This window comes from Micromonospora sp. NPDC048905, from assembly GCF_040649655.1.
GTDB lineage: Bacteria > Actinomycetota > Actinomycetes > Mycobacteriales > Micromonosporaceae > Micromonospora.
Map to the genome: position 1 here is coordinate 566,884 of NZ_JBEZFV010000004.1, position 23,813 is coordinate 590,696.

General features: G+C 67.7%; 17 protein-coding genes. 6 read left to right on the plus strand and 11 right to left on the minus strand.

The window, feature by feature from the left end:
• Positions 1-101: 101 nt before the first annotated feature.
• Complete coding sequence (locus AB0C01_RS13980) at positions 102-515, minus strand: DUF6220 domain-containing protein (protein ID WP_357252344.1); 414 nt, start codon at positions 513-515, stop codon at positions 102-104.
• Positions 516-591: 76 nt separating this feature from the next.
• Here AB0C01_RS13980 and AB0C01_RS13985 point away from each other — a divergent pair, with 76 nt between their 5' ends.
• Both AB0C01_RS13985 and AB0C01_RS13990 read left to right on the plus strand, forming a co-directional pair.
• Complete coding sequence (locus tag AB0C01_RS13985; protein WP_357571286.1) at positions 592-897, plus strand: hypothetical protein; 306 nt, start codon at positions 592-594, stop codon at positions 895-897.
• Positions 898-1,198: 301 nt separating this feature from the next.
• Positions 1,199-1,453, plus strand: a complete 255-nt coding sequence (locus tag AB0C01_RS13990) for a CGNR zinc finger domain-containing protein (protein WP_357571287.1) — start codon at positions 1,199-1,201, stop codon at positions 1,451-1,453.
• Positions 1,454-1,552: 99 nt separating this feature from the next.
• On the opposite strand, the gene AB0C01_RS13995 is transcribed toward AB0C01_RS13990, so the two are convergent.
• The 4 genes from AB0C01_RS13995 to AB0C01_RS14010 form a co-directional block, all read right to left on the minus strand.
• A complete protein-coding gene (locus tag AB0C01_RS13995) occupies positions 1,553-2,779 on the minus strand; it encodes a 3-deoxy-7-phosphoheptulonate synthase (RefSeq protein ID WP_357571288.1) in 1,227 nt (408 codons plus the stop codon).
• A 313-nt stretch (positions 2,780-3,092) separates the two neighbouring features.
• The gene (locus tag AB0C01_RS14000) at positions 3,093-3,731 is read right to left on the minus strand and encodes an isochorismatase family protein (RefSeq protein WP_357252353.1); all 639 of its coding nucleotides are present in this window, start codon (positions 3,729-3,731) and stop codon (positions 3,093-3,095) included.
• A 30-nt stretch (positions 3,732-3,761) separates the two neighbouring features.
• Entirely contained in the window at positions 3,762-4,547 is a 786-nt protein-coding gene (locus AB0C01_RS14005; RefSeq protein ID WP_357571289.1) for a 2,3-dihydro-2,3-dihydroxybenzoate dehydrogenase, read from the minus strand.
• Positions 4,547-5,821 (minus strand): FAD-dependent monooxygenase, encoded by a 1,275-nt coding sequence (locus AB0C01_RS14010; RefSeq protein WP_357571290.1) that lies wholly within the window; start codon positions 5,819-5,821, stop codon positions 4,547-4,549. The genes AB0C01_RS14005 and AB0C01_RS14010 overlap by 1 nt, the downstream gene beginning before the upstream one ends.
• Before the next feature lie 478 nt (positions 5,822-6,299).
• On the opposite strand from AB0C01_RS14010, the gene AB0C01_RS14015 reads away from it, so the two are divergent.
• Positions 6,300-8,279, plus strand: a complete 1,980-nt coding sequence (locus AB0C01_RS14015) for an anthranilate synthase family protein (protein ID WP_357252362.1) — start codon at positions 6,300-6,302, stop codon at positions 8,277-8,279.
• A gap of 153 nt (positions 8,280-8,432) precedes the next feature.
• Here the strand turns inward: AB0C01_RS14015 and AB0C01_RS14020 are convergent, their stop codons facing one another.
• The 4 genes from AB0C01_RS14020 to AB0C01_RS14035 all read right to left on the minus strand — a co-directional run bounded on the left by AB0C01_RS14020 (position 8,433) and on the right by AB0C01_RS14035 (position 12,974).
• Positions 8,433-10,418, minus strand: coding sequence for a multicopper oxidase domain-containing protein (locus AB0C01_RS14020; protein WP_357571291.1), 1,986 nt, complete (start codon positions 10,416-10,418; stop codon positions 8,433-8,435).
• Positions 10,415-10,855: a DUF6220 domain-containing protein gene (locus AB0C01_RS14025; protein ID WP_357252369.1), complete on the minus strand. Its 441-nt coding sequence runs from the start codon at positions 10,853-10,855 to the stop codon at positions 10,415-10,417. Before AB0C01_RS14025 ends, AB0C01_RS14020 begins: the two co-directional genes overlap by 4 nt.
• Positions 10,856-11,166: 311 nt before the next feature.
• Entirely contained in the window at positions 11,167-11,829 is a 663-nt protein-coding gene (locus tag AB0C01_RS14030; RefSeq protein WP_357252372.1) for a response regulator transcription factor, read from the minus strand.
• Positions 11,826-12,974, minus strand: a complete 1,149-nt coding sequence (locus AB0C01_RS14035; RefSeq protein ID WP_357571292.1) for a histidine kinase — start codon at positions 12,972-12,974, stop codon at positions 11,826-11,828. Before AB0C01_RS14035 ends, AB0C01_RS14030 begins: the two co-directional genes overlap by 4 nt.
• A gap of 1,002 nt (positions 12,975-13,976) precedes the next feature.
• Here AB0C01_RS14035 and AB0C01_RS14040 point away from each other — a divergent pair.
• On the plus strand, positions 13,977-16,640 hold the full coding sequence (locus AB0C01_RS14040; RefSeq protein WP_357571293.1) for a BREX system ATP-binding domain-containing protein: 2,664 nt from the start codon (positions 13,977-13,979) through the stop codon (positions 16,638-16,640).
• A gap of 69 nt (positions 16,641-16,709) precedes the next feature.
• Here the strand turns inward: AB0C01_RS14040 and AB0C01_RS14045 are convergent, their stop codons facing one another.
• Positions 16,710-18,680: a LuxR C-terminal-related transcriptional regulator gene (locus tag AB0C01_RS14045; RefSeq protein ID WP_357571294.1), complete on the minus strand. Its 1,971-nt coding sequence runs from the start codon at positions 18,678-18,680 to the stop codon at positions 16,710-16,712.
• Positions 18,681-19,868: 1,188 nt separating this feature from the next.
• Here AB0C01_RS14045 and AB0C01_RS14050 point away from each other — a divergent pair.
• Positions 19,869-22,163 carry an MMPL family transporter gene (locus AB0C01_RS14050; RefSeq protein WP_357571295.1) on the plus strand — a complete coding sequence of 765 codons (2,295 nt, stop codon included), beginning with the start codon at positions 19,869-19,871 and terminating at the stop codon, positions 22,161-22,163.
• 140 nt (positions 22,164-22,303) lie between these two features.
• On the opposite strand, the gene AB0C01_RS14055 is transcribed toward AB0C01_RS14050, so the two are convergent.
• The gene (locus AB0C01_RS14055; RefSeq protein ID WP_357252386.1) at positions 22,304-22,651 is read right to left on the minus strand and encodes a MerR family DNA-binding transcriptional regulator; all 348 of its coding nucleotides are present in this window, start codon (positions 22,649-22,651) and stop codon (positions 22,304-22,306) included.
• Between the two features lie 114 nt (positions 22,652-22,765).
• Here AB0C01_RS14055 and AB0C01_RS14060 point away from each other — a divergent pair, with 114 nt between their 5' ends.
• Positions 22,766-23,734, plus strand: coding sequence for a zinc-binding dehydrogenase (locus tag AB0C01_RS14060; protein ID WP_357571296.1), 969 nt, complete (start codon positions 22,766-22,768; stop codon positions 23,732-23,734).
• Positions 23,735-23,813 lie beyond the last annotated feature (79 nt).

The following is a 23,813-nucleotide window of genomic DNA, read 5'->3' on the forward strand; positions in this document are numbered from 1 at the left end:
GGCCTGGCGCGCCGCAGCGCCGCGGTCACGCCTGCGGCCCAACCACGCGACGGCGCCCAGCAGCGTGCAGGCGTGGTCCGGGACAATCAACGCGGCTGTGGTTATGACGCCGTTCGGCTGAGCTCGGCGCGCCGCCACGCGATCTGGAGCGACCGCTGCGCGACCCAGACGGTCACGCCGAAGATCGCCAGCGCGTTCATCCCGTGCAGGCCGAAGACGATGTGCCCCGCCTCAGCCTCCCCAAAGGACTTGGCGAGCGCCCGGATCATCCCCTGGACGAGCGTCAGCCCGGCGATCAGCGCCACCATGCCGATGAGCCGTCCGGGCATCCGGGCGAGCGCGGCGACGACCAGGCACACCACAGCGAACACGAAGATCGCGATCCCGAGCACGCGGTGGGGCATGAAGGCCTCCTCGTCGGACACGTGCATGAACGCGCCGCTGGCGGCTAGGTAGAACACCGCGACCTCGGCGAGTAGCAGCACCGACGTCAGGCCCGCGAGGAGCTTTTTCATGTCGCTGAGCGTAAGCCGATTGCGTCATCGGCGCAGGCCCGTCGGGTCTGATCATGATAAAGGAGGAGGTTCCCCTTTGGACCGGACACCCAAGGCCCTGTCTCATCGGCGGTCGACGCCATTCATTGATCGCGACGATGTGGAGGCTGGCCTGGTAGCGGACGACGAACTTGTCGTACCGGGTCGCGAACGCGCGGTGGCGTTTCAGGCGGTTGATGTGGCACTCCGCAGCGTGGCGCTGCTTGCAGTTCTCGGAGTCGAGGTCGGTGGTCTGCCGCCCTTCGACCTCTTCTTCGCCGGTTCGCGGCCCGGTCGCCTGAGCTTCAACCACTTTGATGGAGCGGTGGTTACCTGCTGCCGATTGGTGCAGGGGTGGTGGTAGGTGGCTCGGTCAGGCTGGCCTGTTGGCGGTGCCAGGCGGTCTCGTATTCGTCGGGGCTGAGGTCGCCCAGTTCCTTTTGGATGCGACGGGTGTTGTACCAGCCGCAATGGCAACAGAGGACGCCCGTACCAACCAATGGCCGTCGAGCCTGGGAATCGAGATCGGCGCCTTGTTGAAGGTCGCGGCCGCTGTTGACCTCTGTATCAACGTTGAGGGCTGGACTGGTTCTCGGCGTGGGCGCAGCGGCCGCGGTCGTCGACGAGAATGATCGGCCGTAGATCGCCGGCGGGCTGAGCCTTGATTGGTCGCAGGTCGAGAGCCTTGCGCGAGGCGCAGGATCATCACGACGTGGCGTTGGTCGAGCAGGCACAGCGAGCCGCCGCTGTGGCCGTGGTGGAGTCGGACCAGGACGGACTCGCCCGCTGGACACTGCCCGGCCGTCGAACGCGGATGGCCCCTCCTCGACCGGTGGGGCCGGCGTCGCTCGTGCAACACGGCGAGTTGCGGTAACCGGGCCGAGGTACGGGCCGATGCCGCCCGCCAGCAGCCGGGCTGACCAACCGTCACTCCACACCAGGCTACGGTCGCGGCGTTCCGCTCGCGGCGAAGGACCGGTGCGTACGGGTTCTTTCCAGGGATGCGGGTACCGGCCCGGTCAGCAACGACCCATCGCCGTTCCCTTGGCCCATGCCTCGATGAGTTCGGTGGCCTGGCCGGGGTTGAGCCGCGGATCGCACAGTGAGGTGTAGTGACGCTGCAGTTGGTCCTCGTTCTCTACGGATCCACCGATACATTCGGTCACATCGTCCGCCGCGACCTCGATGTGGAGACCGGCGGCGTGCTGCCCGTTCTGCCCTATGATGTCACGAAAGCGCAGCGCCTCGGTGATCACGTCGGTGAGGTGGCGTGTCTTCAGGCCGTTCGAGGCTTTCACGGTGTTGCCGTGCATGGGGTCGCTCAACCAGACCACCGGGTGTCCCGCGTTCACCACACGGCGGACTATGGATGGCAGGGCCTCCTGGATCCGGTCCCGACCCATCCGGGGTATCAGGACGAGGCGGCCCGGCTCGCGCCGCGGGTCGAGCGCCTCGCACACCTGCAGGACATCATCGGGGTCGGCGTCCGGTCCGATCTTGCATCCCACCGGATTGACGACGGAGGAGAGCATGGCGACATGGGCCGCGGCCGGCTCGCGGGTCCGCTCACCCACCCAGGGCAGGTGGGTCGAGCCCAGGTACAGGTCGTCGGTGTCCGGGGCGCTGCGGACCAGCCGGGACTCGTAGTCGACCACCAGCGCCTCGTGGCTCGACCACGGGCCCTCCGCCGTCGCCGTACGTCCGTTTCCCTGACGGTAGTTCCGCATCACCCGCTGTACCGCGTCGCTGGCCTCGTAGGCCCAGACCATGCGCCGCGGGTCGGCTCTGCGGGTCCTCGACCCGGCGATGTCCGAATTGATCATGTGCCCTCGAAAGGAGGGGATGCGCAACGCGTCGTGCCACTCCATGGCCTGCGATCGGGGCTTGGCGAACTGTCCGGCCATCCGGCCGACACGGATGACACTCTGACCGGTGAGCTCACCGAGCCTGTCCCCCAGCCGGTCGATGATTTCGAGTTTGCCTGAGGTGTGCCGGGGCGTGCACTCGTAGAAGCTCTCGGCGCAGTCGCCGACCTGCAGCAGAAGAGTGCCGGTGGGGGCCAGTGTCGACAGCGACTCCCGCAGCTGCCAAATCTCCTCGGTCGTCACCAGGGGTGGCGATGAGGAAAGCGAATGACAGACCTCGTGGTACGCGGGGTGGTCCTGCCAGTCCGGTTGTTGAGCCGCCGGCATGCCCTGCCACGGACCGAGTGGGGCGAAGTCCGCCGTAGAGCTGGGTTGCTGCATCTGTCCTCCACACAAGAGATCAGCGAGACGGGCCTGCGGGAGCCGCGGCAGGCCGCGAGCCGATCGCCAGACGAGCCCGGCGACGGCCCGGTCGCGCCGGCGCTAACCTCCCGGTCGAGGGGTGTGCGCGGATAGCGTGGCCCAGCCGCCGGTGTGTGCGCATCACGTCTTTGCGTTGCCAAGAGCGGCATTGAATGGGCTGGGGATCCACATCTGGGAGAGCGGGTATGGCGCGTTCGCGTCATCGAGTCGCCTGGTGACCACACCCACGGCGAGGATCCACAACACCACCGACAACCCCGCGAACCGGGCGCTAGCTCTCCAGCGCGGCCAGCACGTGCGCCGTGGTCAGCGGTACCGCGCAACGATCCGCCGCGTACCGAAGCGCCATGAGATGGTCGTCGAGCGACAGGTCGGCCAACGCATCCGACACGAGGAACGGCTGGATGTCGCGGCTGAACGCGTCGCTGGCGGTAATGAGGCACCCCATGTGCGCGTAGACGCCACAGACGATGATCTGATCCCGGCCCGACCCCCGCAGTCGCTCCTCCAGGTCGCTGCGGAAGAACGCGCTGTAGCGCCACTTGGTCAGCACCGTGTCGCCCGGCTCCGGGGCGACGTCGTCGGCGATGCCACGATCGGCCTCCGCGCTGCTCATGCCGGGACCCCAGAGGTCGTGCAGCAGCCCGCGGTCGCGACGGCTCATCCCACCCGGCTGTGCCGTGTACAGCACCGGCACCCGGGCCGCGCGGGCCGCCGCGAGCAGCTTCATGACATTGGCGAGCAGGTCGGTGAGCGGGGACTGCCCGGCTGGGAACGGGCGTAGGAAGTAGCGCTGCATGTCGTGCACCAGCACGGCGGCCCGGTCCGGATCCGGGCGCCAGGGCATCGCCGCACTCGGCAGATCGCTGTCACCGGGCATGGGGTACGCCGCGATCGGGGTCATGACCATGGTTCGTCTCCTATTCGGCATCCGACGACGTCACACGTGCAGGGCCGCGCCGCCGTCCACGTACAGGTCGTGCATCGTGACGTGACCGGCCTGGTCCGACACGAGATACGCGACCGCTTCGGCCACGTCCCGCGGCTGGGCCAGCTTTCGAAGCGGAATACCGACGCGGTACGCGGCCGGCGAGCCCTCGACCACCTGCCGCGGATCACCGGCCTCGCCGAGCATCGCGCGCAGCATGGGTGTGTCGGTCGAGCCCGGCGAGACGACGTTGCACCGGATGCCGTAGTCGGAGAGTTCCAGCCCCAGACATCGGGTGAACTGGGCCGACGCGGCCTTCGAGGCGGCGTACGCGGCCATCTCCGTGCGCGGCACGCCGGCGGCGTTGGATGCGATCGTCACGATCGCACCCCGTCGGCGGCCGATCATTCGGCGGGCCACCGCCCGGGACAGGTGGAACACCCCGCCCGCGTTGATCGAGAAGGTCTCGCTCCACTGCTGGTCCGACAGCTCGACCACCCGGCCGGTGTGCAGGACGCCGGCCGCGTTGACCAGGACGCCGATGGGCCCGAGCTCGTCCTCGACGCGCCCCACGAGCGCATCCACGGCCTCGCTGTCGCGCACGTCGACGAGGTAGCCGCGGACCGAATCACCCTCCGCCTCGATCTTGGTCAAAACGGTGTCGAGCGCCTCGGCGTTGCGGTCGACGGCCGCGACGTGCGCCCCCGCGCCTGCCAGGAGGCCCGCCACGGCGGCACCGATGCCCTGCGCCGCCCCGGTGACCAGTGCGACCGTCGACTCGATTCCGGTCAGTTCCATCATGCGCTCCCGCTGGTCGTAGTTGCCTGCTCGGCGTCGTACCCGAAGAGCCATTCATGCCGGTCCAGACCGGATGCGGTCTGGGCGGAGGTGTCGCGGCGATGCCGCGCTTGCCCGTTGACGAGGTGGAATGTCTCCGCGTTGGCACGGGACTGTTGCTGGATCCGCGTCGTCCGGGGAAGGCGGATACCTTCGTAGCGGCGCAAGGCCGCGCTCAGGTCGCCCGGGCGCGCGTCGGCCAGACACGCCGCGAGCACCACGGCATCCTCGATCGCCTGGTTCGCGCCCTGCGCCTGGATCGGTGCCATCGGATGCGCGGCGTCGCCGATGACGGCCACCCGTCCCGAACTGAGCCGCTCGATGCTCTCCCGATCGTGCAGCGCCGACCTGGTGATTGTCTCCGCCGCGTCGATCACCCGTGTCACGTCCGGATGCCAGCCCGCGTACGCCGCGGCGAGCGGGGCGACGTCGCCCCGCGCCGACCACGACTCCTCTCGCCTGTCCGAGGCGGACATGGTCGCCTCGAAGCTCACCTGCCGACCCGACGACACCGGGTAGCACACGAGGTGTTGGTCCGGTCCGAGCCACGACTGCACCCGGATCTCGGTGAGCAGAAAGCGCACCCGCTCGACCGGCACCAGTCCCCGGTAGAGCGTCTGCCCGGAGGGGCGCGGCCGAGCGGCCACGATCTGCTCACGTGCGATCGAATGAATGCCGTCGGCCCCCACGACCAGGTCCGCCGTGACCGTCGGACCGTCGGACAGGTGCAGCCGCGCCTCGTCGGCGCTCTGCGTCACGGCGGCGAGGCGGGCGCCGAGGTGCACCCGGTCAGGCGGCACGACGGAGAGCAGGCTGGTAAGCAGGTCCGCGCGGCGCATGGTGTAGTAAGGCGCGCCGAAGCGGCTGCGGCACAGACTGCCCAGCGGGGTGCGTTGCAGCCGCCTGCCGTCGTCCCAGCGGCGCATCTCGATCGCCTGCGGCACGACCGCAACGCCGCGCAGGCGATCGCGCAGGCCGAGCTGATGCAGCAACCGGGTGGCATTGGGCGCCACCTGCACTCCCGCACCCACCTCGGTCAGGTGCTCCGCCTGCTCGTAGACGTGGCAGTCGATCCCGGCCCGGCGAAGGGCGGCGGCCAGGGCAAGGCCGGCGATTCCGGCCCCGGCCACAGCCACCCGCATCTGAGGCATGTCGTTCCCGTCAGTAGTAGAGGAGCGCTTGTCCCAGTCCTCGTCGTGCCTGAACAGGCTGCACGGCTTGACCACCTCAGGCATGCTCGTCAGCGCCTCACGTGGGATCAGGGTCCCTGGCGTCTGGGTCGTCCACCGCTACTGATCCAGCTCCCGGGACGGACCCGCAGTACCGACGTCGGCCGCCAGCCCCAGCAGGTCACCGGCCCTCCGGCCGCCCGCCCAGACGACCGCGGACGACCCACGCCAGGGCGCCGCGGCGATACGCGGGCGGCATGACGAACGCGCTCGAGAGTCCGCGCAGAAGCACCGCCGCTTTTTTGGACCAGCACATTCACAGCCATGTTCACCGCCCTCGTTGAGCCGGCAATGTCGTCGACAGTAATGGCGATGCATTTGCCCGACCACTACCCGCTCGAGTAGTGGTGCCGCATTCATCTGTTCACGCCATACCGGCCGCACGTTACCGGGAATACGGGATCGTGGCGTCACGTCATGTGCTACGCCTTTCGCCGCCGCAGTATCGAGAGGGGTGATCTGATCTCATGCGAAGGGGAGCAATATGGACGGGACGCATTCGAGCATGGCCGGACCCCCGGATGTTCTGGCCGGCCTCGGCGAGGACGGGCGCGCCTTCGCCCTGCTGTATCGGCCCGACCCGGCCAAGGACGCGCGCGTGGAGGTCCTGACCGGCGACGTCCACGACGTGGGCAGCCTCGCCGAGCTGCCCCTACCCGGCGACCCGGCGAGTGGCGCCCGGCACGACCTGCTTGTGGCGGTCCCGTACCGGCAGGTCACCGAACGCGGGTTCGACTGCCACGACGACCATGCGCCCCTGCTTGCCATGCGGATCCACGAGCAAGCCGAACTCAGCCTCGATCAGGCCCTGGCCGGCCTGCCCGAGCAGAAGGTACGCGTGTCCGACGCCGGATTCGACGCCAGCGACGAGGACTACGCGGCGATCGTCAAGCGCGTGGTGGGTGATGAGATCGGACAGGGCGCCGGATCCAACTTCGTCATCAGGCGATCCTTCGCCGCGCGGCTGGACGACTGTTCGGCCCGCACGGAGCTGGCGATCTTTCGGCGGCTGCTGACCGGGGAGCTGGGTTCGTACTGGACGTTCCTGTTCCACACCGGCGCGGGGACATTCATCGGCGCATCACCGGAGCGGCACGTCAGCATGGCAGACGGCACCATCTCGATGAACCCCATCAGCGGGACCTACCGGCACCCCTCGACCGGGCCGGACATTTCCGGTTTACTGCAGTTTCTGAATGACCCGAAAGAGGCCAACGAACTGTATATGGTCGTCGACGAAGAACTGAAGATGATGGCGCGTATGTGCACCTCCGGCGGTCGGGTGCACGGCCCGTTTCTCAAAGAGATGGCACGTCTCACTCACTCTGAGTATATCTTGACCGGTCAGAGCGACCTCGACGTACGCGACGTGCTGCGGGAGACCCTGCTCGCGCCGACCGTCACCGGCAGTCCGCTCGAGAACGCCTTCCGGGTCATCACCCGACATGAGACGACCGGGCGCGGATACTACGGCGGCGTTCTCGCACTGATTGGCCGTGACGCGATGGGCAGCCGCACGCTCGACTCAGCGATCATGATCCGCACCGCCGAGGTCGGCAACAACGGCAAGCTGCGCCTGGGCGTCGGCGCCACCCTGGTCCGTGACTCCAAGCCCGAGTCCGAGATCGCCGAGACGCAGGCCAAGGCCGCGGGCATGCTCGAAGCGCTCGGCCTCACGCTCGACGGCGACGGCGCCGCGGGCGAGCCCGCTGTCACGGGGGCGCACCCGTCGCCGTCCACCCATCCCCGGGTCCGGCTGGCGTTGCAGAGCCGCAACTCCACGCTGTCGCGATTCTGGCTCGACGGGGCACACCGGACGAGCCCGGAACCGGAGTTGGACGGTCGGCGCGTCCTGGTCGTCGACAACGAGGACACCTTCATGGGAATGCTCGGCCATCAGCTGCGATCCCTCGGCCTCCGGACCACGATCACCCGATACGACAGTCCGCTGCAACTGGAGGGCTACGACCTCGTCATCGTCGGTCCCGGCCCCGGCGACCCCAGCGACATGACAGACCCGCGCATGAACACGCTCCGCACGCTCACCCGTGAACTGCTCGCCGGCGCGGTCCCGTTCCTGTCCATCTGCCTGGGCCACCAGGTCCTCGCCGCCGAGCTGGGCTTCGACCTCGTACGGCGCACGGTGCCCAACCAGGGCGTCCAGATGCGCGTTGACCTGTTTGGCCGGTCCGAACTCGTGGGCTTCTACAACACCTACACCGCCCGTTCCGCACACGGCGTCATCTCACGAGGGCAGGGCAAGACCGTGCAGGTGAGCCGAACCCCGGAGACGGGCGAGGTGCACGCCCTGCGCGGCCCGGGATTCCGATCCGTGCAGTTCCATCTCGAATCCATCCTCACCCAGCACGGCCCGCAGATCCTCAGCGACCTACTCGTCTCGCTACTCAAGGAAGCGCAGAGCGCCGCCGCCGCTGATACACGTGTCGGCGCGCGTCAGCACTAGGCGGTCATGCGGTGCCCCGGCCGGTCCGGCAACGCCGGGCGATGCGTCCGGCAGCCACCGCACAGGGGGCAGCTCGCCCTCGTCACTGAAGGTGTCAGGCTGCCCTCGGTGTCGGTCACGCGAGGACAGCCCGCCAACCCTCGGGCCGGCACGTCAGTGAGCGTGGCCGCCGCCTGCGAAGGGAGTACTCACACCGTCGTAGACGAGCCGCAGCATCATGCCCTGCTCCTGATGCGGCAGGTTGTGGCAGTGGTTCATCCACACACCCGGGTTGTTGGCGCGGAACGCCACCTCCCAGACCTCTCCCGGCCGCACATCGAAGGTGTCCACCCAGAGTGGGCTCCCGGAGGAACGCTCCCCGTCCCTGGAGAGAACCAGCACGGAATGGCCGTGCAGGTGCCAAGGGTGAGTCTCGAGGCTCCGGTTGACCACCGTGAAGCGGACGACGTCCCCCTCGGCGACGACCTGGTCGGGGACCGAAGGATGCCCGCGACCGTCGACGGTCTGGGCGAAGGCCGGGCGGCCGTCGACCATGGCCAGAGAGCGGTCCAGGACGAGCGTGAAATGCCGATCGGCGTTGTCGGTGTCGAACGGTACGACCGCGGGCTCGCCGTAGTGCAGCAAGTCGAGCTCGGGCCAGTCGGAGGTCTCCGGCCGGGCCGGATCGTTCCCGGCGTAGCCGGTCGGGCGCAGCAGCAAGCCCTTGGCGTGGCCGTTGTCGACCACGAGTGCCACCGGCGTCTCCGGCATGGTCAGGACCGCGTCGTACCGCCCACCGGCGGGTATGCGGAGCCCGACCTCACGCACCTCGCCCGGCCGGTTGAGATCGCGGCCGTCAACTGCCACCACCCGGAACGGCGTGTCGGTCAGCGCGAACCAGTGCGGATCCGAGTCGGTGTTGATCATTCGCAGTCGCACCAGCGCGCCCGGACGGGCGGTGTGGACGGTGCGATCGGCCTGGTCCCCGATAACCGCGACGTCGTCGAAGGTGTGCACGGGCAGCGTCAGGTCCAGCTCTTCCGCCGGCTGCCTCTCTCGCGGACTCACAACGAGGGTCCCGTACAGCCCCTTGCGCACTCCGGGGTGCGATACCTGGTGCGTGTGATACCAGTACGTTCCCACCTGATCGGCCTGGAACCGGTAGACGAACTCGCCGCCCGGTTTCACCGCGTGCTGTGTGGCGCCCGGCGCACCGTCCTCGCCGCACGGCACGTCGTACCCGTGCCAATGCACGGTGACACCGTCGTCGATGTCGGTGTTGCGAAGCGTCACCTCGATGAGATCACCTTCGGTCGCGGTGATCGCCGTGCCGGGCAGCCGGCCATCGTAGGTCCACGCGTGGACCTCACCTCCCGACGCGAGGCTCACGTTGGCGGTCCTGGCGGTGAGTGTGTGCTGCCGGGTGGCGCCGCCCGGCATCGGGACGCGGGGCCCTCGCAGATCAGCCACCGAGACCGTCGCGGTGGACCCGGAGGCAGGTGCTGGGCCTCCCCCGGTGACCACGGCCTCGGGATCCCGGAACAGCAGACCGACACCGGTGGCCCCTGATCCGACCGCGACCGCCCCGCCGGCCACGCCGAGGAACCTGCGGCGGGAGAGCTCCGTGGGACGTCGCGATCCCGGCACTTGGCCGCTGTCCGGGGAACTGGCGTCGGTCTGCTCTCCGGTCGGTGTCGTGATCACCCGCATGGTCAGGAGTGCGCCCGCGCAGACCAACGAGACGGCGATCAGCGCGGTGCTCCAGGTGAGGGGAAAGCCCGCGAAGAACGTCACCATCAGGCCGGCCAGCGCGGCGTATCCCGCCGTGAACAGCGCGACGAGGCCGCCGGCGGGCAGGCCCTCGCCGGGGGTCCGGCGCGCCGTACGCAACCAGGGTCCGGTGAGAAGCACGGCGGCCAGTCCCGCGACGCCCAGCATGGGAAGGCTCAGCAGCACCTTCTCCTGCACGAACCACCAGCCCCGGTCGGACAGCGCCGCCACGGTGGCCACCCGGGCGAGCGTCACCAGGACCGCTCCGACGAGCAGGCCGAACGCGAGCCGATAGCGCCGGAGGGCCGCCGTGACACCGGCCGCGAGCCAGGAGGCGACACCCAGCAGCGCTACGGCGTAGTCGAAAAGGATCCAGTGGAGCGTACTCATGATACCGATCGCGCCGAGCCAGCAGCCGTGGTGGCGGGCGTCGTCGCCTTACGGCCTCCCACCTTCTGCAGGATCGTGTGGAGCACGGCCATCATGATCAGCCCGTTGACCGCGTGCAGGCCGAACACGAGCTGTCCGGCGGTCGTAGTGCTTCCCGAGTCCCCGAATGCCTTCGAGATGACCACGATCACGGGCTGCAGGATGGCGAGGCCGGCGACCAGGGCGGTGAGGCCGATGATCTGGCCGGGCATCCGTCCCACCGCGGCGACCACCGCCAACACCACGGCGAGGAAAACCGTGCCCATGCCCAGCAAGCGGTGGGGCCGGAATGCCTCGTCATTGGGCGCGCTGTTGAACGCACCGTTGCCGGCCAGGAAGAACAGCACGAAAATCGCGAACATTAACAACGCCGCCAGCCCGACGAACGCTTTACGCATGGGAGTCCCTTCAGGTGGGTTGAGCCGCAGGGGTGTTCGGGTCTGTGTTGCCGGTCAGGCGGTGCGGCGGGAGCGGGCGACAGCCGGCACGCCGACGACCAAACCGGCCAACCCCATCGAGGATCCCTTCGGCTGCCGAACAGAGGTACCTGCGTCAGCGTAGGCACCGAAGGGGTCACTGGTCGTCATGCGGAAGGAGCGAATTGATCTACTGCCGGGGCGGTACGCACCCGGCGCACTGCTGCATTCGCAGCAGCCACATACCACCGTCGCAGCATCGCGACCCGACTTGCATTCGGCCTCCCGACCGGTCAGCGGTGCAGGGGACTCACCAGGCCGGATTCGTAGGCGAAGACCACGAGCTGGGCGCGGTCGCGAGCCCGGAGCTTCGTCATGGCCCGATTGACATGGGTCTTCGCGGTCAGTGGGCTGATCACCATGTGGTCGGCGATCTCATCGTTGGACAGGCCCCGCGCCGCCAGGACGACGGCCTCGCGTTCGCGGTTGGTCAGCTCCTCCATCCCCGGGCTGACCTCCGCGCCGGGCGGCTGTGCGACGTACCGGCCGATCAGCATTCTGGTGATCGACGGTGCGAGCAGGGCGTCACCCCGCGCGGCGACGCGAACGGCGTGCAGGAGGTCGTCCGGCACGATGTCCTTGACCAGGAACCCGGCGGCACCGCTGCGCAGCGCATTGAAGACGTATTCATCCGAGCCGTAGTTGGTCAGAATGACCACTCGCACCCCGGCCAGGTCCGGGTCCGCGACGATCTGCTTGGTCGCCTCGATGCCGTCCATGACCGGCATCTGGATGTCGATCAGGGCGAGGTCGGGCAGGTACTCCCTGGCGAGGGCCAGCCCCTCCCTGCCGTTGGCGCCCTCGGCCACCACCTCGATGTCGTCTTCGGCGTCGAGAAGCGCGCGGAAGCCGCTGCGAAGGAGCGGCTGGTCGTCGACCAACAGGACACGGATCATGAAATTCGCGCCACCGGCAGTTCAGCCTGGACGGTGAATCCGCCCTCGGTACGCGGTTCCGCGCGCAGGCTGCCACCCAGGGCAGTGACGCGTTCGCGCATCCCCAGCAGCCCGACTCCGTGCACCGGGGCAGAGCTGGGCTTGGCCGTTCCGTCGTCATCGATCCGGATGGCGATGGCGTCTGGAAGGTAGTCGATCCGGATCGACGCGTTTGCAGCGGCGGCGTGGCGGGCGGTGTTGGTGAGCGACTCCTGGACGATCCGGTAGACGGTCCGGTCCACCGCGTCCGGCACGTCCTGCCGTTCTCCTTCGATCGTCAGCGTCGTGCTCAGGCCGATCCCATGGGCCCCCGCCAGCAGTTCCGGAAGGTGGTCGAGACCATGTGACGGCGACTTACTGACGTCGCGCAGCGTCTCCAGGGTCGCCCGCAGCTCCCGGGTAGCCTCACGGCCGGCCTCCTGGATGGCCAGCAGGGACTCCGATACCTGTTCGCCACGCTTGCGGGCCAGGTGGACCGCGACTTCGGCCTGCACCTTGATGATCGAGATCTGGTGGGTGAGCGAATCGTGCAGCTCCCGTGCGATGTGCAGCCGTTCCTGGGTCGCGCGCAGCCGCGCGGTTTCCTCGCGGGTGTGCTCGGCCTCGTCTGCCCGCCGCTCGGCCTGCCGCAGCGCCTCACCCGCGGCAGCCGCAGCGATCAGCCAGGCCAATTCGAGGACACCGCGGGCCTGTGCGATCGGTTCCTTCGCAGCACCCTCGGGGGAGGTCATGATCGCGAGCGGAAGAACGGTCATCACCACCACGCTCACCACCAGCGTGTCGATCCGGTGCCCAGACCGTACGGCGGCGTACACCGCGATCAGGTACGCGACGGCGGGCACCGCGAAACCGATTGCGTTGTAGCCCACCACGCACAGCCCCGTGAAAATCAGGACGGGAATCGGAGCCCGGTTGATGGCCGCCAGCGCCAGGCCGCTCGTCACCACGAGCGCGTAGCCGAGCAGTTTGAGGCCCGTGGTGGAGTGTTCCCCCGCCAACGCGGTGATCAGCAGCGCTGCCGCCACGCCAACCGCGATGATCCAACTCTTGATCCGGTTCCAGACATCGGAGAGTCCAGTCCTCATGAGCGCACTGTAGCCGAGCACGCCGGCTTCGCGTCGCCGCAAACCGCGCCGCTGCCGCCGGGCGGCAAGTGACGTGTCCATCGTGGACGGGCGCAGGCCTGTTGCCGCCGCCGACCGTCGCGTGTGGTTGTGGTCCGTACGACGATCAGCCGCCGCGTGACGACTGGCCGCACGGGTCGCGCCGCCCTACGGGGCATCGATCCCCTGGTCAGGTGGCGCCTCCGTCCGGGCCGGCACGCGCGATGACCCCGGTCCTCGCGGTCCACGGTCCTCCGGCGCCGCCGCGGGCACCCCGCTCATCCCGCTGTGGTGGCTTCGCGGGTCCACCACGAAGAGCGGGATCAGCTGGCACAGGACTCTCGACAATCCTATTTTCCCTGATCAGAACGCATTTCCTCGTTTCGGTCCACTCCTTGGACAGCCCCGTGACGAAGGGCCGAGACCAGACGGCGTGGACGACTCCGAAGTCGATGCCGCGGCCTTCCACGAAGCGGCGTTCGTGGACATCCGAGAGCAGAGTCCCGATGGGATGGTCCGTCTTCGGGTGAGGCCATTTGACAATGCAAGGCAAAGGGATCTCGGCCATCCGGAAGGGACCTGAATCCGCAGTCGAGCTATCCCCGGTGGCGTGACGCGATCACCCCCTTCATCCCAATCTCACACTAATTCCTTGAGAACGCGTCAGTTCAAGCGCGGAAACTCTGACCTATTCCGTTCCGGACGCGCGCATCGACCCGAAGGCAATGCGATTTCGCGACCAGCGCATCCGCGGTCTGCACGGCTCAACGTCGAGTCGGCATCGCCTGACAGTAATCTCGCCGCGTCGTCCTGCACACTACTCACGCGAGTAGTGCACGCTGATACACGTCTTTGCGCCGTCCCACCGCAAATCCCGTATAACTGGGTTAGCTCTTCCGACATCAGGTGCCTCGACTGTCCGGTCGGACAGTCGAGGCACCGCGATGACGGCCATGCCCCGGACACGCGTCGGACGATTCTCCAGAGAGACACGGAGCGGTAAGCATGAGTTCACTGGTAGGGCGTGAGCACGCACTGTCCTCGTTGGGTAGCCGTCTGGACGCCACCCTGCGGGGGTCGAGCAGTTGCGTCATCGTCGACGGGCCGTTCGGTGTCGGCAAGACCCACCTGCTGAAGGCCACGGCCCTGGAGGCGGCCGAGCGCGGCCTGACCGTGGTCGCCGGCCGAGTGAGCGTCACCGATCAGCCGATCCCCGTACATCTGCTCATCAACTTCCTGCGTCACGTGATACCGGGTGAAGTCGACTTCGATGAGCTGGCCCGCCCGGACCGGAACCCCTTCTGGTTGATGGATCGTGTCGGCGAACTGGTCAAGAGCGCCGCGCGCAGAAATCCCGTGGCAATCGTCCTGGACGATGCCCAGCGGCTCGACGACGTCAGCGCCCTGGCCCTGCGGGGGCTCGTGCAGTCGCTGGCCTCGTCACCGGTGCTGTGGCTGCTCGCACGCCGACCGGTTCCCATCCGGTCCCTCGCCCAGCACGCCGTCGATTGGCTGGTCGAGCACGTCGCGGTGCGGCTTCACCTGGGGCCGCTCGACGGCGCGGCGGTAACCGAGTTCTGCACCGGCATCCTCGGCGCCAAACCGGACGCATCCATGCTCAGCTGGGCGGCCCGCTGCGGAGGCAACCCGTGGCTGATGGAGAACGTCTTCAGCGCGCTCACCAAAGCGGGACAGATGATCATCGCGGACGGCGCGGCTTCGGTGGTGTCCGACCGTCTGCCCAGAGGCGTTTTCACCGCTGTCGCCAGCCTGCTGGACGAGATGTCGCCCGAGGTTCGGCGACTGCTGGTCAACGGCCGGAGGATCGGCCAGACGTTTACGGTCGAGGAGGTGGCGACCTTGCTCGGCGAGCCGGCTCACGAGCTGTCCTGCGGCGCCGACGAGGCCGTACAGGTCGGCCTGATGCGACGCGACGGCACAAAGCTGACGTTCGCGCAGCAGGTGATCGGAGAGGCGCTGCAGTACGCCCCGTTCCAGGAACGGGAGCCCGGCACCGTGTCCACTCCCGCGGCCACCCCTGCCCCACCCAACGTTGCGAAAGCCCGTTCCGTGTGGCTGGTGCCGCTCCCCCCGGTCGTGACGCCGTCCGCTCTTCCGCTGCCACGGGAGCGAGGACGTGGCGACGACATGGCGGCTCGGGCCATCGCCCAGTTGGAGCGAACGTTTGTCGAAGCGCCACGAACGCTGGCACGTGCCCTGCGCCTGCTTGCCACGGCGGGAGAGTGCGCCGAAGCCTGCCGTCTCGCGGACGTGGCCCTTCGCCCTGGTATCGAGGCGGCGACCGAAGCGCACCTCGTACTCGAGCTGGGGCAGGGACTGCGGGACGCCGCCAGCCACGGTATGACTGTCGAGCTTCTTCAGCGAACCCTGGCCCGACAGGACGTCTGTGAGCTGGATCGCGCCAAATTGAATCGGGCGCTCGAGGACACCACGAACCGCATGAGCGACGTGCCCGGCGGTGTCACAGCACCGTGGCGCACCCAGCCCCCGGCCCCGTACTCCCGCGAGACCACTGAGCGCCCGCTCTGGACGTGGCTGGTCCGGGCCCTCCTCGCGGCCGATCAGTTCGAAGAGGCGACATCCGTCCTCGCCACCGTCGAGCAGGACGCGGACAATCTCGGAGCGGCCTGGTCGGAGTCCCTGTGGCACGGCCACCGCGCCGAACTCCTGGTTGCGGCAGGTCGACTCGAGGAAGCGCGGCTCGAGGCCGAGGCCGCGCTTCGTCCGGCCGAGCGGTCGGCGTCGGCAGACTCCGTACCCGCGCGCCTCGTGCTGGCCCACATCAGCATGCATCAGGGTGATCTCGCCACCGCCAGTACCCAGCTGCGCATGACCGAACGGTTGATGACCGGTGACGCGACAGCCGACAAGGCTCGGCTGAACTGGGCGCTCGCGCAGTTCCACGCGGTCAGTGGGCGTCCAGCGATGACAGTTCAGATCCTGAGCAACAGCGAGGGGCACGTCGTACCCGACCCCCTGCTCTTCATCGAAGCTCCGACGGCTGCGGCGACGCTCGTCGTTCAGGCCAAGCGGGCGGGCCTCGGCTCGGAGGCCGAACGGGCGGCCGAGTTCGCCCGGCGGATCGCCCAGCGCAATCCGGTGGTGCAGTCGCTGGCGGGGGGCGCCGAGCACGCCGAGGGCGTCCTGCGCAACGACCCGGTCGCTCTGCACCGCGCCGCGGATATTCACCGATTAGCCGGACGTCCGCTGGCGGCGGCGACCGCGCTCGAGCACGCGGCGCGGGTGGAGCAGAGCCTGCGGAACAAGGCCCGAGCGGCCCGGCTACTCACCTCCGCCGTAGATCTCTATCTGGAATGCGGTGCGCAGGGTGACGTGGACCGGGTGCGGGAGAAACTGCGTCATCTCGACGCGCACAATGTCCGTCGGCTGGATGCCGAGCGGCCCAAGTCGGGCTGGGAAAGCCTGACGAGCGCAGAGCTTCGCGTCATCCGGGCGATCATCGACGGCCGGACCAACCGGGAGGCGGCGAGCGCACTGTTCCTGTCACCGCACACCGTCGACAGCCATCTCCGGCGGGTGTTCTCGAAGCTAAAGATCAACAGCCGCGTCGAACTGACCAGGCATTTCATCGCCCACGAGGCAGTCCCACCCAGGGTCTCGGCACAGCGATCAGGTGGTACCCGGTAGGGCCAGTCCGCCGGCTGATCAGATCAGCCGGCGGAGCCGACAAATGGTCCTCTGCGATTCTTCCGACTATCAGCCGGCCCGACCGTCGGCGCGGCCGGAGCCCCATTTCTCCTCGTCCATCGAATAGATTGCCGCTCTGCTCGAGTACATCGCGGCCGCGTTCGCCAACTCGACACGGGTGTTGATGTCCAACTTCTTGTAGACCTTGCGGAGGTGGTAGTTCACCGTGTGCGCCGACAGATGCACCTGTTTGGCGATCTGCCGATTCGTCAAGCCCACGCTCACCAGATAGGCGATGCGTTGCTCCATGTCGGAAAGAGCGGACCAGCGGGTGGCAAGCCGCGAAGTGCCCTCTTCGGAGTGGGTCGACGCGACCGCCCGTGCCCCCGCCGGCGCTTTGGCCGCATAGAGCTTGGCGAGTTCCTCGGTCGCCAGGGCCACTGAGATCGGATCCGGCGACTGCACGATGATGAGCGCGAGCGCGGCCGGGGCACTGTTCGCCAATGCGTTTGCATGCATGGCGGTCAATCCAATGATCGGGAAATCCGGATTGTCCTCGGCCAGACCGTCGACCGTCCGGAGAACGCTGTACTCAAGGTCGCTGTCGCCCACGTCTCGCGCGAGAAGCACCAGGAAGGCAGCGGCACTCGGAACCTCGATGTACAGGCTCCGCTGCGTCGGCAGATGGCTGTACTTGCCGGACAGTAGCTGGGCCCCCTCCCAGGGTCCTTCCTTCTTGACCGCGATGAGCATCTCGGCCCAGGCATACTGCACGGAGTCGAGCACCACCTGGTTCGCCGCGGCGGTATGCGCCCGCTGCAGGTACTCGATGGCTGCGGGCAGGTCCTCCATGTAGAACGAGGCGGTACTGAGCACCGAGTAGGCAAGGGGTCCGAGCATGGGAACGGCGTCCCGCTCCTCCGCGGCGATCGCCAGCGCCGCCTCCCGACGCGCGTCTCCGATACGCCCGGACTGGAGGAACAGCCGGGCCCGCATGGCCGCACACGCTGCCGTCCAGACCGGTACGGGCAGTCCGCGCAGCCCGGCCTCGGCGTCATCGATCAGCGTCTCGGCCGCGTCGAACTCGCGAAGGCTCACAAGTTTCCCGGCCAGAGCGAGTTGAGAATGAAGACACCAGACCGGATGAGCATGCTCGCTGAGGCGAACCGCGTTGCGACCAAGCTTGAGGCCCTCGGCCAACCGCCCCGTACGCCACAGCACATTGGATCGTGCCGTCAGCGCCATCGCCGCGGCGATATCGCCCGGCCCGGCCCCTCGCTCCCGCAGGATCCGCTCGGAGGCGATCTCGGCTTCTGCCCTGCCGAGCAGGTGGTAACCCAGAATAAGAGACGCCTCCGCGTCGAGCCGAGCGGCCAAAGAGATGCCCGGACTGGCGAGAACACGCTCCGCCGCACGGACTCCGGCTGCCGCGTCCCCGTTCATAATCAGGCTGTGCGCCCGGGAGCACGCCCCGCCGGCTTCGTCCTTGACCGTGCCGGACGATTCGCTCGGCCGCTCGGCCAGCCATAGCCGCTGACCGTACGCCGGGGTACGTCTCCTGGAAAGACTCATCGCCTCCCGCCGCAGGGCGTCACGTGCGGGGGCGGGGATGGACTCGATGATCGCCTGCAGAACAAAATCGCTCTGAAACGCAAGTTGGTGCTCGGCGGCGACGACGAATCCTGATGCCATTGCCTCATCCAAGGGAGAGAGCAATGTTCCTGAAGATCTGTCCAGCAATCCTGCCACATCCTCCAGCCTGAAGGATTTCCCCAATACCGCTGCCACCTTCAGGAACTGCTGACAGTTCGCACTCAGGTCATTCAGTCGGCACACCACAAATTCCAGGACGCGACGGGGAGTCCGCCGCGAAACCAGTTTCAACGTGCCATTAACTCCCCGACCGCCACTGACTTCCCGAACAAGCCCCTCCTCGGCAAGCCCGAGCGCCAGCTCGGCGAGTAGCTGGGGATTCCCTCCCGCACCGGCGGCGAAGTCGATCAACTCATGGTCCAAGGCGGCCCCGAGGATGTACCGCAAGACCCGCTCGTCGGCATCCTCGCCCGGCGGCCTCGGCACCAACCCGTTGGTGACACACACGGCGGCCAGAACCGCGTCTGACCTCTGGTTCTTTAGTTTCGGTCCCGTTGTCATAATCCCCCCGAGATTATGCGCACGCACCTGAATGAAGACCTTTAAATCGATAGGTCACGATCACGCTACCACAAACAATGGCGCTCATGGATCATGTTTGGGCCGCACCCCCGACCACCAGGCATCAGGGGTAAGTCGTGGCCATTCGGGCAGCCGCGACCAATATCGGACCAAACTGAGCAGTAACGTCAACGGCATTACTCCCCGCTACTCTTTCGCTCACCTTCAGCCGGGGCATCGCTCGCCCGTCCCGACCTGACTTACTACCCCTTGTCGTGCAGGTGATGGAGGCGTGTCGCCGAGTCGGGCGGAGCTGGTGGACCGCTGACAGGGACACGGCGACCCCCTCGCGGGTAGGTCTACGTTGCCGCCGGCACTCTGGCGCCGTAGATCAGCGGCGGGGCTGTCCACCGAGGTGTGCGGGCGACCAAGGCCGTTGCGGCTGCGCACCAGCGGGGGGTGCAGCCCGTCCCCGCCGGCCTCGCCTACCGCGCATCGCCCCAGGTGTTCCTGATCGAACGCACAGTCACCGTGGGCCGCCGCACCACACCTACCAGACGCAGCGCCCGTCGACCGGATCGAGCGACTGCCGGGTCGGAATGGTCACCATGGCTCGTCCAATCGAAGCACCCGACGCGCGGAATTCGTGCGCTACCGGAGGGTAGCGGTCGAGCATCGACACACCTCGTGCGTCGTACAAAATTGCGCGATCGCGCAAGCGCTGCGCCGTATGCCGCCTCAGGTCGCGGTGAATCGGCGCGAGATTGACGATCGCCCGAGCCGTCTACCAGGACACCTGAGCATCACGACATCGATGCGGAGACAACAGACACTCCGATCGCCGGACCGGTCCGGTATTTCCGAGCGGTCCGGCGCGTCAATATCCTGAAATTGCGGCTCAGTTAATACGCATTGACCGATTTTGACGACAGTTGCAGCCAGTTGAAAGCCCTCGCCGGATCACCACCAGCGGTAATGCTCAAAGCATCGAATGCGACATAGAGCCGCAAATGCGTCGACTGTCGGAATCTGTCCCCTCCCGACGACGGCGAATGCCGACGAGCTGTACTGCGGATGGAGTACCGCGCCCGTGGTAGCGCGGCCCGAAAAGTGCCTTCATCTGCATCTCGACGCGGGCACCCCCGAACACGAGTATTGCACTGCAAGCTAAATAACTATGAGGAGAAGCTGATGCCTACCGAGAGTCCACGTACTGATGGAGCTCTGGCGGGACTGGCCCGGTTCTGTTATCGGCGTCGTCGACTGGTGCTCCTGAGCTGGATCGTCGGCGTCGTCGCCGTGGCGTTCCTCGGCTTCAGCTACGGCGCTCCCTCCGACAATTCGTTCTCCGGCGGGGACTCCCACTCCGCCCAGGCCCAGGCCCTGATCGAGAAGCACTTCCCCGACCAGCAGGGCGACACGCTCACGCTCGCGATCAAGGCGGACAAGGGGATCGACGACCCCGCCGCTCGGCAGAAGATCGAGAAGGTCCTCGCCGACCTGGCCGCCTCGCCCATCACCGGGCCGGTGATCTCGCCGTACGAGGACCAGAACCTCGTGACGGCGGATCGTCGTATCGCCAGGACGACCATTCCGCTGACCAATGTGGACGTATCGATGTCCGAGGTCAAGCCTCTGGTGGACACCGTCAAGGACGCATCCGCCGACGGGGTGACGCTGGGGCTGGGCGGCGAGAAGGCCGAGGAGGCGGAGACGCCCCCGCAAGGCACGGCCGAAGCGGTGGGCATCCTGGCGGCAGCGGTGATCCTGTTCATCGCCTTCGGGTCGCTGGTGGCGATGGGCCTGCCCCTCATAACCGCACTGCTGGCGGTAATCGGCGGCATAGCCCTGATGCAGCTCGCGGGGCACCTGATCCCCTCGCCCGACTTCACGGTGATCGTGGCCGTCCTGATCGGACTCGGCGTCGGAATCGACTACGCACTGTTTATCCTGACCCGATACAAGGACAGCCTGCAGGAGGGCGACGATCCCGAGAGCGCCACGGTCAAGGCCATCACCACCGCGGGTCACGCGGTTCTTTTCGCCGGCACGACCGTGGTGATCGCGCTGCTGGGCCTGGTCGCCATGGGCCAGAAGATGATGATCGGCGTGGCGATCGGCGCGTCGACGACCGTGCTGGTGACGATGAGCGCCGCGGTCACCCTGCTGCCGGCGCTCCTGGGCTTCACCGGACTCAAGATCAACTCGCTGAGCCTCCCCCGTCGGACGGCCCGCCGGACGGCGGCAACCGGCATGCCGGCGCGGGAGCGCTCCACGCCCGCCGAGCGCTGGGCCGGCGTGGTGCAGCGCAAGCCACTCATCGCCGCGGTCCTGGCCACCGCGATCCTCCTGGTGCTGGCCGCACCCGCGCTGTCGATGCGGCTGAGCCTGCCCGACGCCAGCGTCCAGCCCCGTGACCGGAGCAGCTACACCTCGTACGAGATCCTCTCGGAGGGCTTCGGCCCCGGATACGGCGCACCCTTCATCTTCGCCGCTGCGGTCGACTCCCGCGACGCCGACCTGAGCCCCGTCGTCGAGGCGGTCCGGAACACCGACGGCATCGCCTACTCGACTCCACCACGGATCAGCGAGGACGGGCAGGCCGCCATCTTCATGGCGTTCCCCAAGACCGGGTACCAGGACGAGGCGACCGCGGACCTGGTGCACAAGCTGCGCGACGACGTGCTGCCCGCGACGCCAGGCGGCGAAGACGTCTACCTCGGCGGCCCGAACGCCGGCGCGATCGACTACGCGGAAGACACCAGCTCACGACTGCCCCTGATGATCGGGGTCGTCATCGTGCTGTCCCTGGTGCTGCTGCTCCTGCTGGTCCGGTCGGTCACGATCGCGCTGCAGGCCGCGGTGATGAACCTGCTGTCGATCGGCGCGGCCTATGGCGTGCTGGTCGCGGTCGTGCAGTGGGGATGGCTCGGCTCGGTCCTCGGGTTCCCCACCGAGATGCCGATCACGACTTGGGTGCCGATGATGATGTTCCCGCTCCTGTTCGGCCTGTCGATGGACTACGAGGTCTTCCTGATCTCGCGGATCCGGGAGGAGTACGAGGCCACCGGCGACACCCGCAGGGCCGTCACGCGCGGCTTGGCACGGACCGCCAAGGTCATCACCGCCGCCGCCGCCATCATGATCGCCGTCTTCACGACCGCCCTGCTCGGCCCCGACGTCTCGGTCAAGCAGATCGGTCTCGGCATGGCTGTCGCCGTGCTCGTCGACGCCACGATCATCCGGATGATCCTCGTCCCAGCGGTGATGGAACTGTGCGGCAACGCCAACTGGTGGATGCCCGGACGTCGGGCACCAAAGACCACCTCGGCACCCCCGGCCGAGGTTGAGGAAGCGGCCAGAGTCTGACCCTTCCTCGGGAGGAGTGCGGGGAACCCCTGAACACATTCCCCGCACTCCTTCCCCAAGCCCCCACCGCAATAGGGTCCGACATACGGCGACTCACTCGGCCCGATCGTGGTCGCGCCGATCGCCGGTCCTCCCGCCGGTCACAGCTCGCAGAGTTTTCGGTGGGAACTGATGTCGTCGAGTGTCTGGTGAAGTTCGGCAATACGTCTGTGGGCTTCGGCGGTCAGTTCCGTGTGGAGCCGCTTCCAGTCATCGATCGTCGGACTCGGGCCAAGGGTCCCCAGCAGGGTCGCGATCTCGTTGATGCTGAGCCCGATCCGCTGGGCGACCTGAGCAACTCTCACCCGGCAGGCGGCGTGGTCATCGAACCGGCGCTGGTTGCCGCTGGTACGGATGGCGGTGATCAGGCCACGAGCCTCGTAGAACCGGACCGCCGAACTGCTTACACCGCTGTCCCGGGCGACGTCTCCGACGGTGAACGATGCCATCAGTCCATCTCGCCTTCCGGTTGACTTCAACCAATGTTGAAGTTCTAACGTCGCCAACAGAAATTGTCAACGGCGGTCCGGCACCGGCGGGCCAGACGGATCAGGGGCAAACACATGCGTGCGATTCAGGTAACCAGGTACGGCGGTCCGGCGGTACTGGCGCCGGTAGACCTGCCCGACCCGCAAGCAGGGACCGGCGAGGTTGTCGTACGGGCCGAGGCTATCGACACCATCTATCTCGAAACCCAGATCCGGGGTGGTTGGGGCGAGGTGTTCGGTGTCACTCTGCCGTATGTACCCGGCGGCGCAGCAGCGGGAACGGTGGTCTCCACCGGTTCGGGCGTCCCCGAATCCTGGCTAGGCCGACGAGTCGTTGCCGGCCCCGGAACGCGGGGATCCTATGCCGAGCTGATCCGCACCGGCACGGACCGGCTGGTGCCGGTCCCCGACGGTCTGGACCTGCGGGCCGCGGCTGCTCTTGCGCACGACGGCGTCACCGCTACCGGCATCATCGACGGAGTTGGAGTCAAGCCGGGCGACCGGGTGCTGATCCTGGGAGCCGCGGGCGGCATGGGAACGCTGCTGGTCCAGCTTGTGCACCAGCTTGGTGCACAGGTCGTCGGGGCTGCCCGTGGCGCGGTCAAGCTCGCGCTGGTGCGGCGGCTCGGCGCCGACGCTGTCGTCGACTACACCGAGGACAACTGGACCGACGCGGTACGCGACGCGTTCGGCGGCCTACCGGTCGACGTGCTGCTGGACGGCGTCGGGGGCGCTCTAGGCACGCAGGCATTCCATCTGGTGGCCGACGGCGGACGCGTGTCGTCGCATGGGGCGGCGAGCGGTGACTTCGCCACAACGGACCAACAGAGCACCGGCTCCCGCGGCGTTGTGGTGCGTGGTATCGCGGACGTTCAGTTCGAGGCGCCGGACATGGTGCGGCTCGCAGGCAAGGCTCTGACCGACGCCGCGGCGGGACGGGTACGTCCGGTCATCGCACAGGAATATCCGCTGTCCATGGCAGCCGACGCTCACCGTGCGATGGAGGCTCGGTCGATCCCGGGTAAGGCGCTGCTCATTCCGTGATGGGCCGGTCGGCCACTCCCAATCGCCTGTGGTTTTCGGCGTTCATCAGCACCAGGTAGGTGCGCGTCCGGGTCTGGAC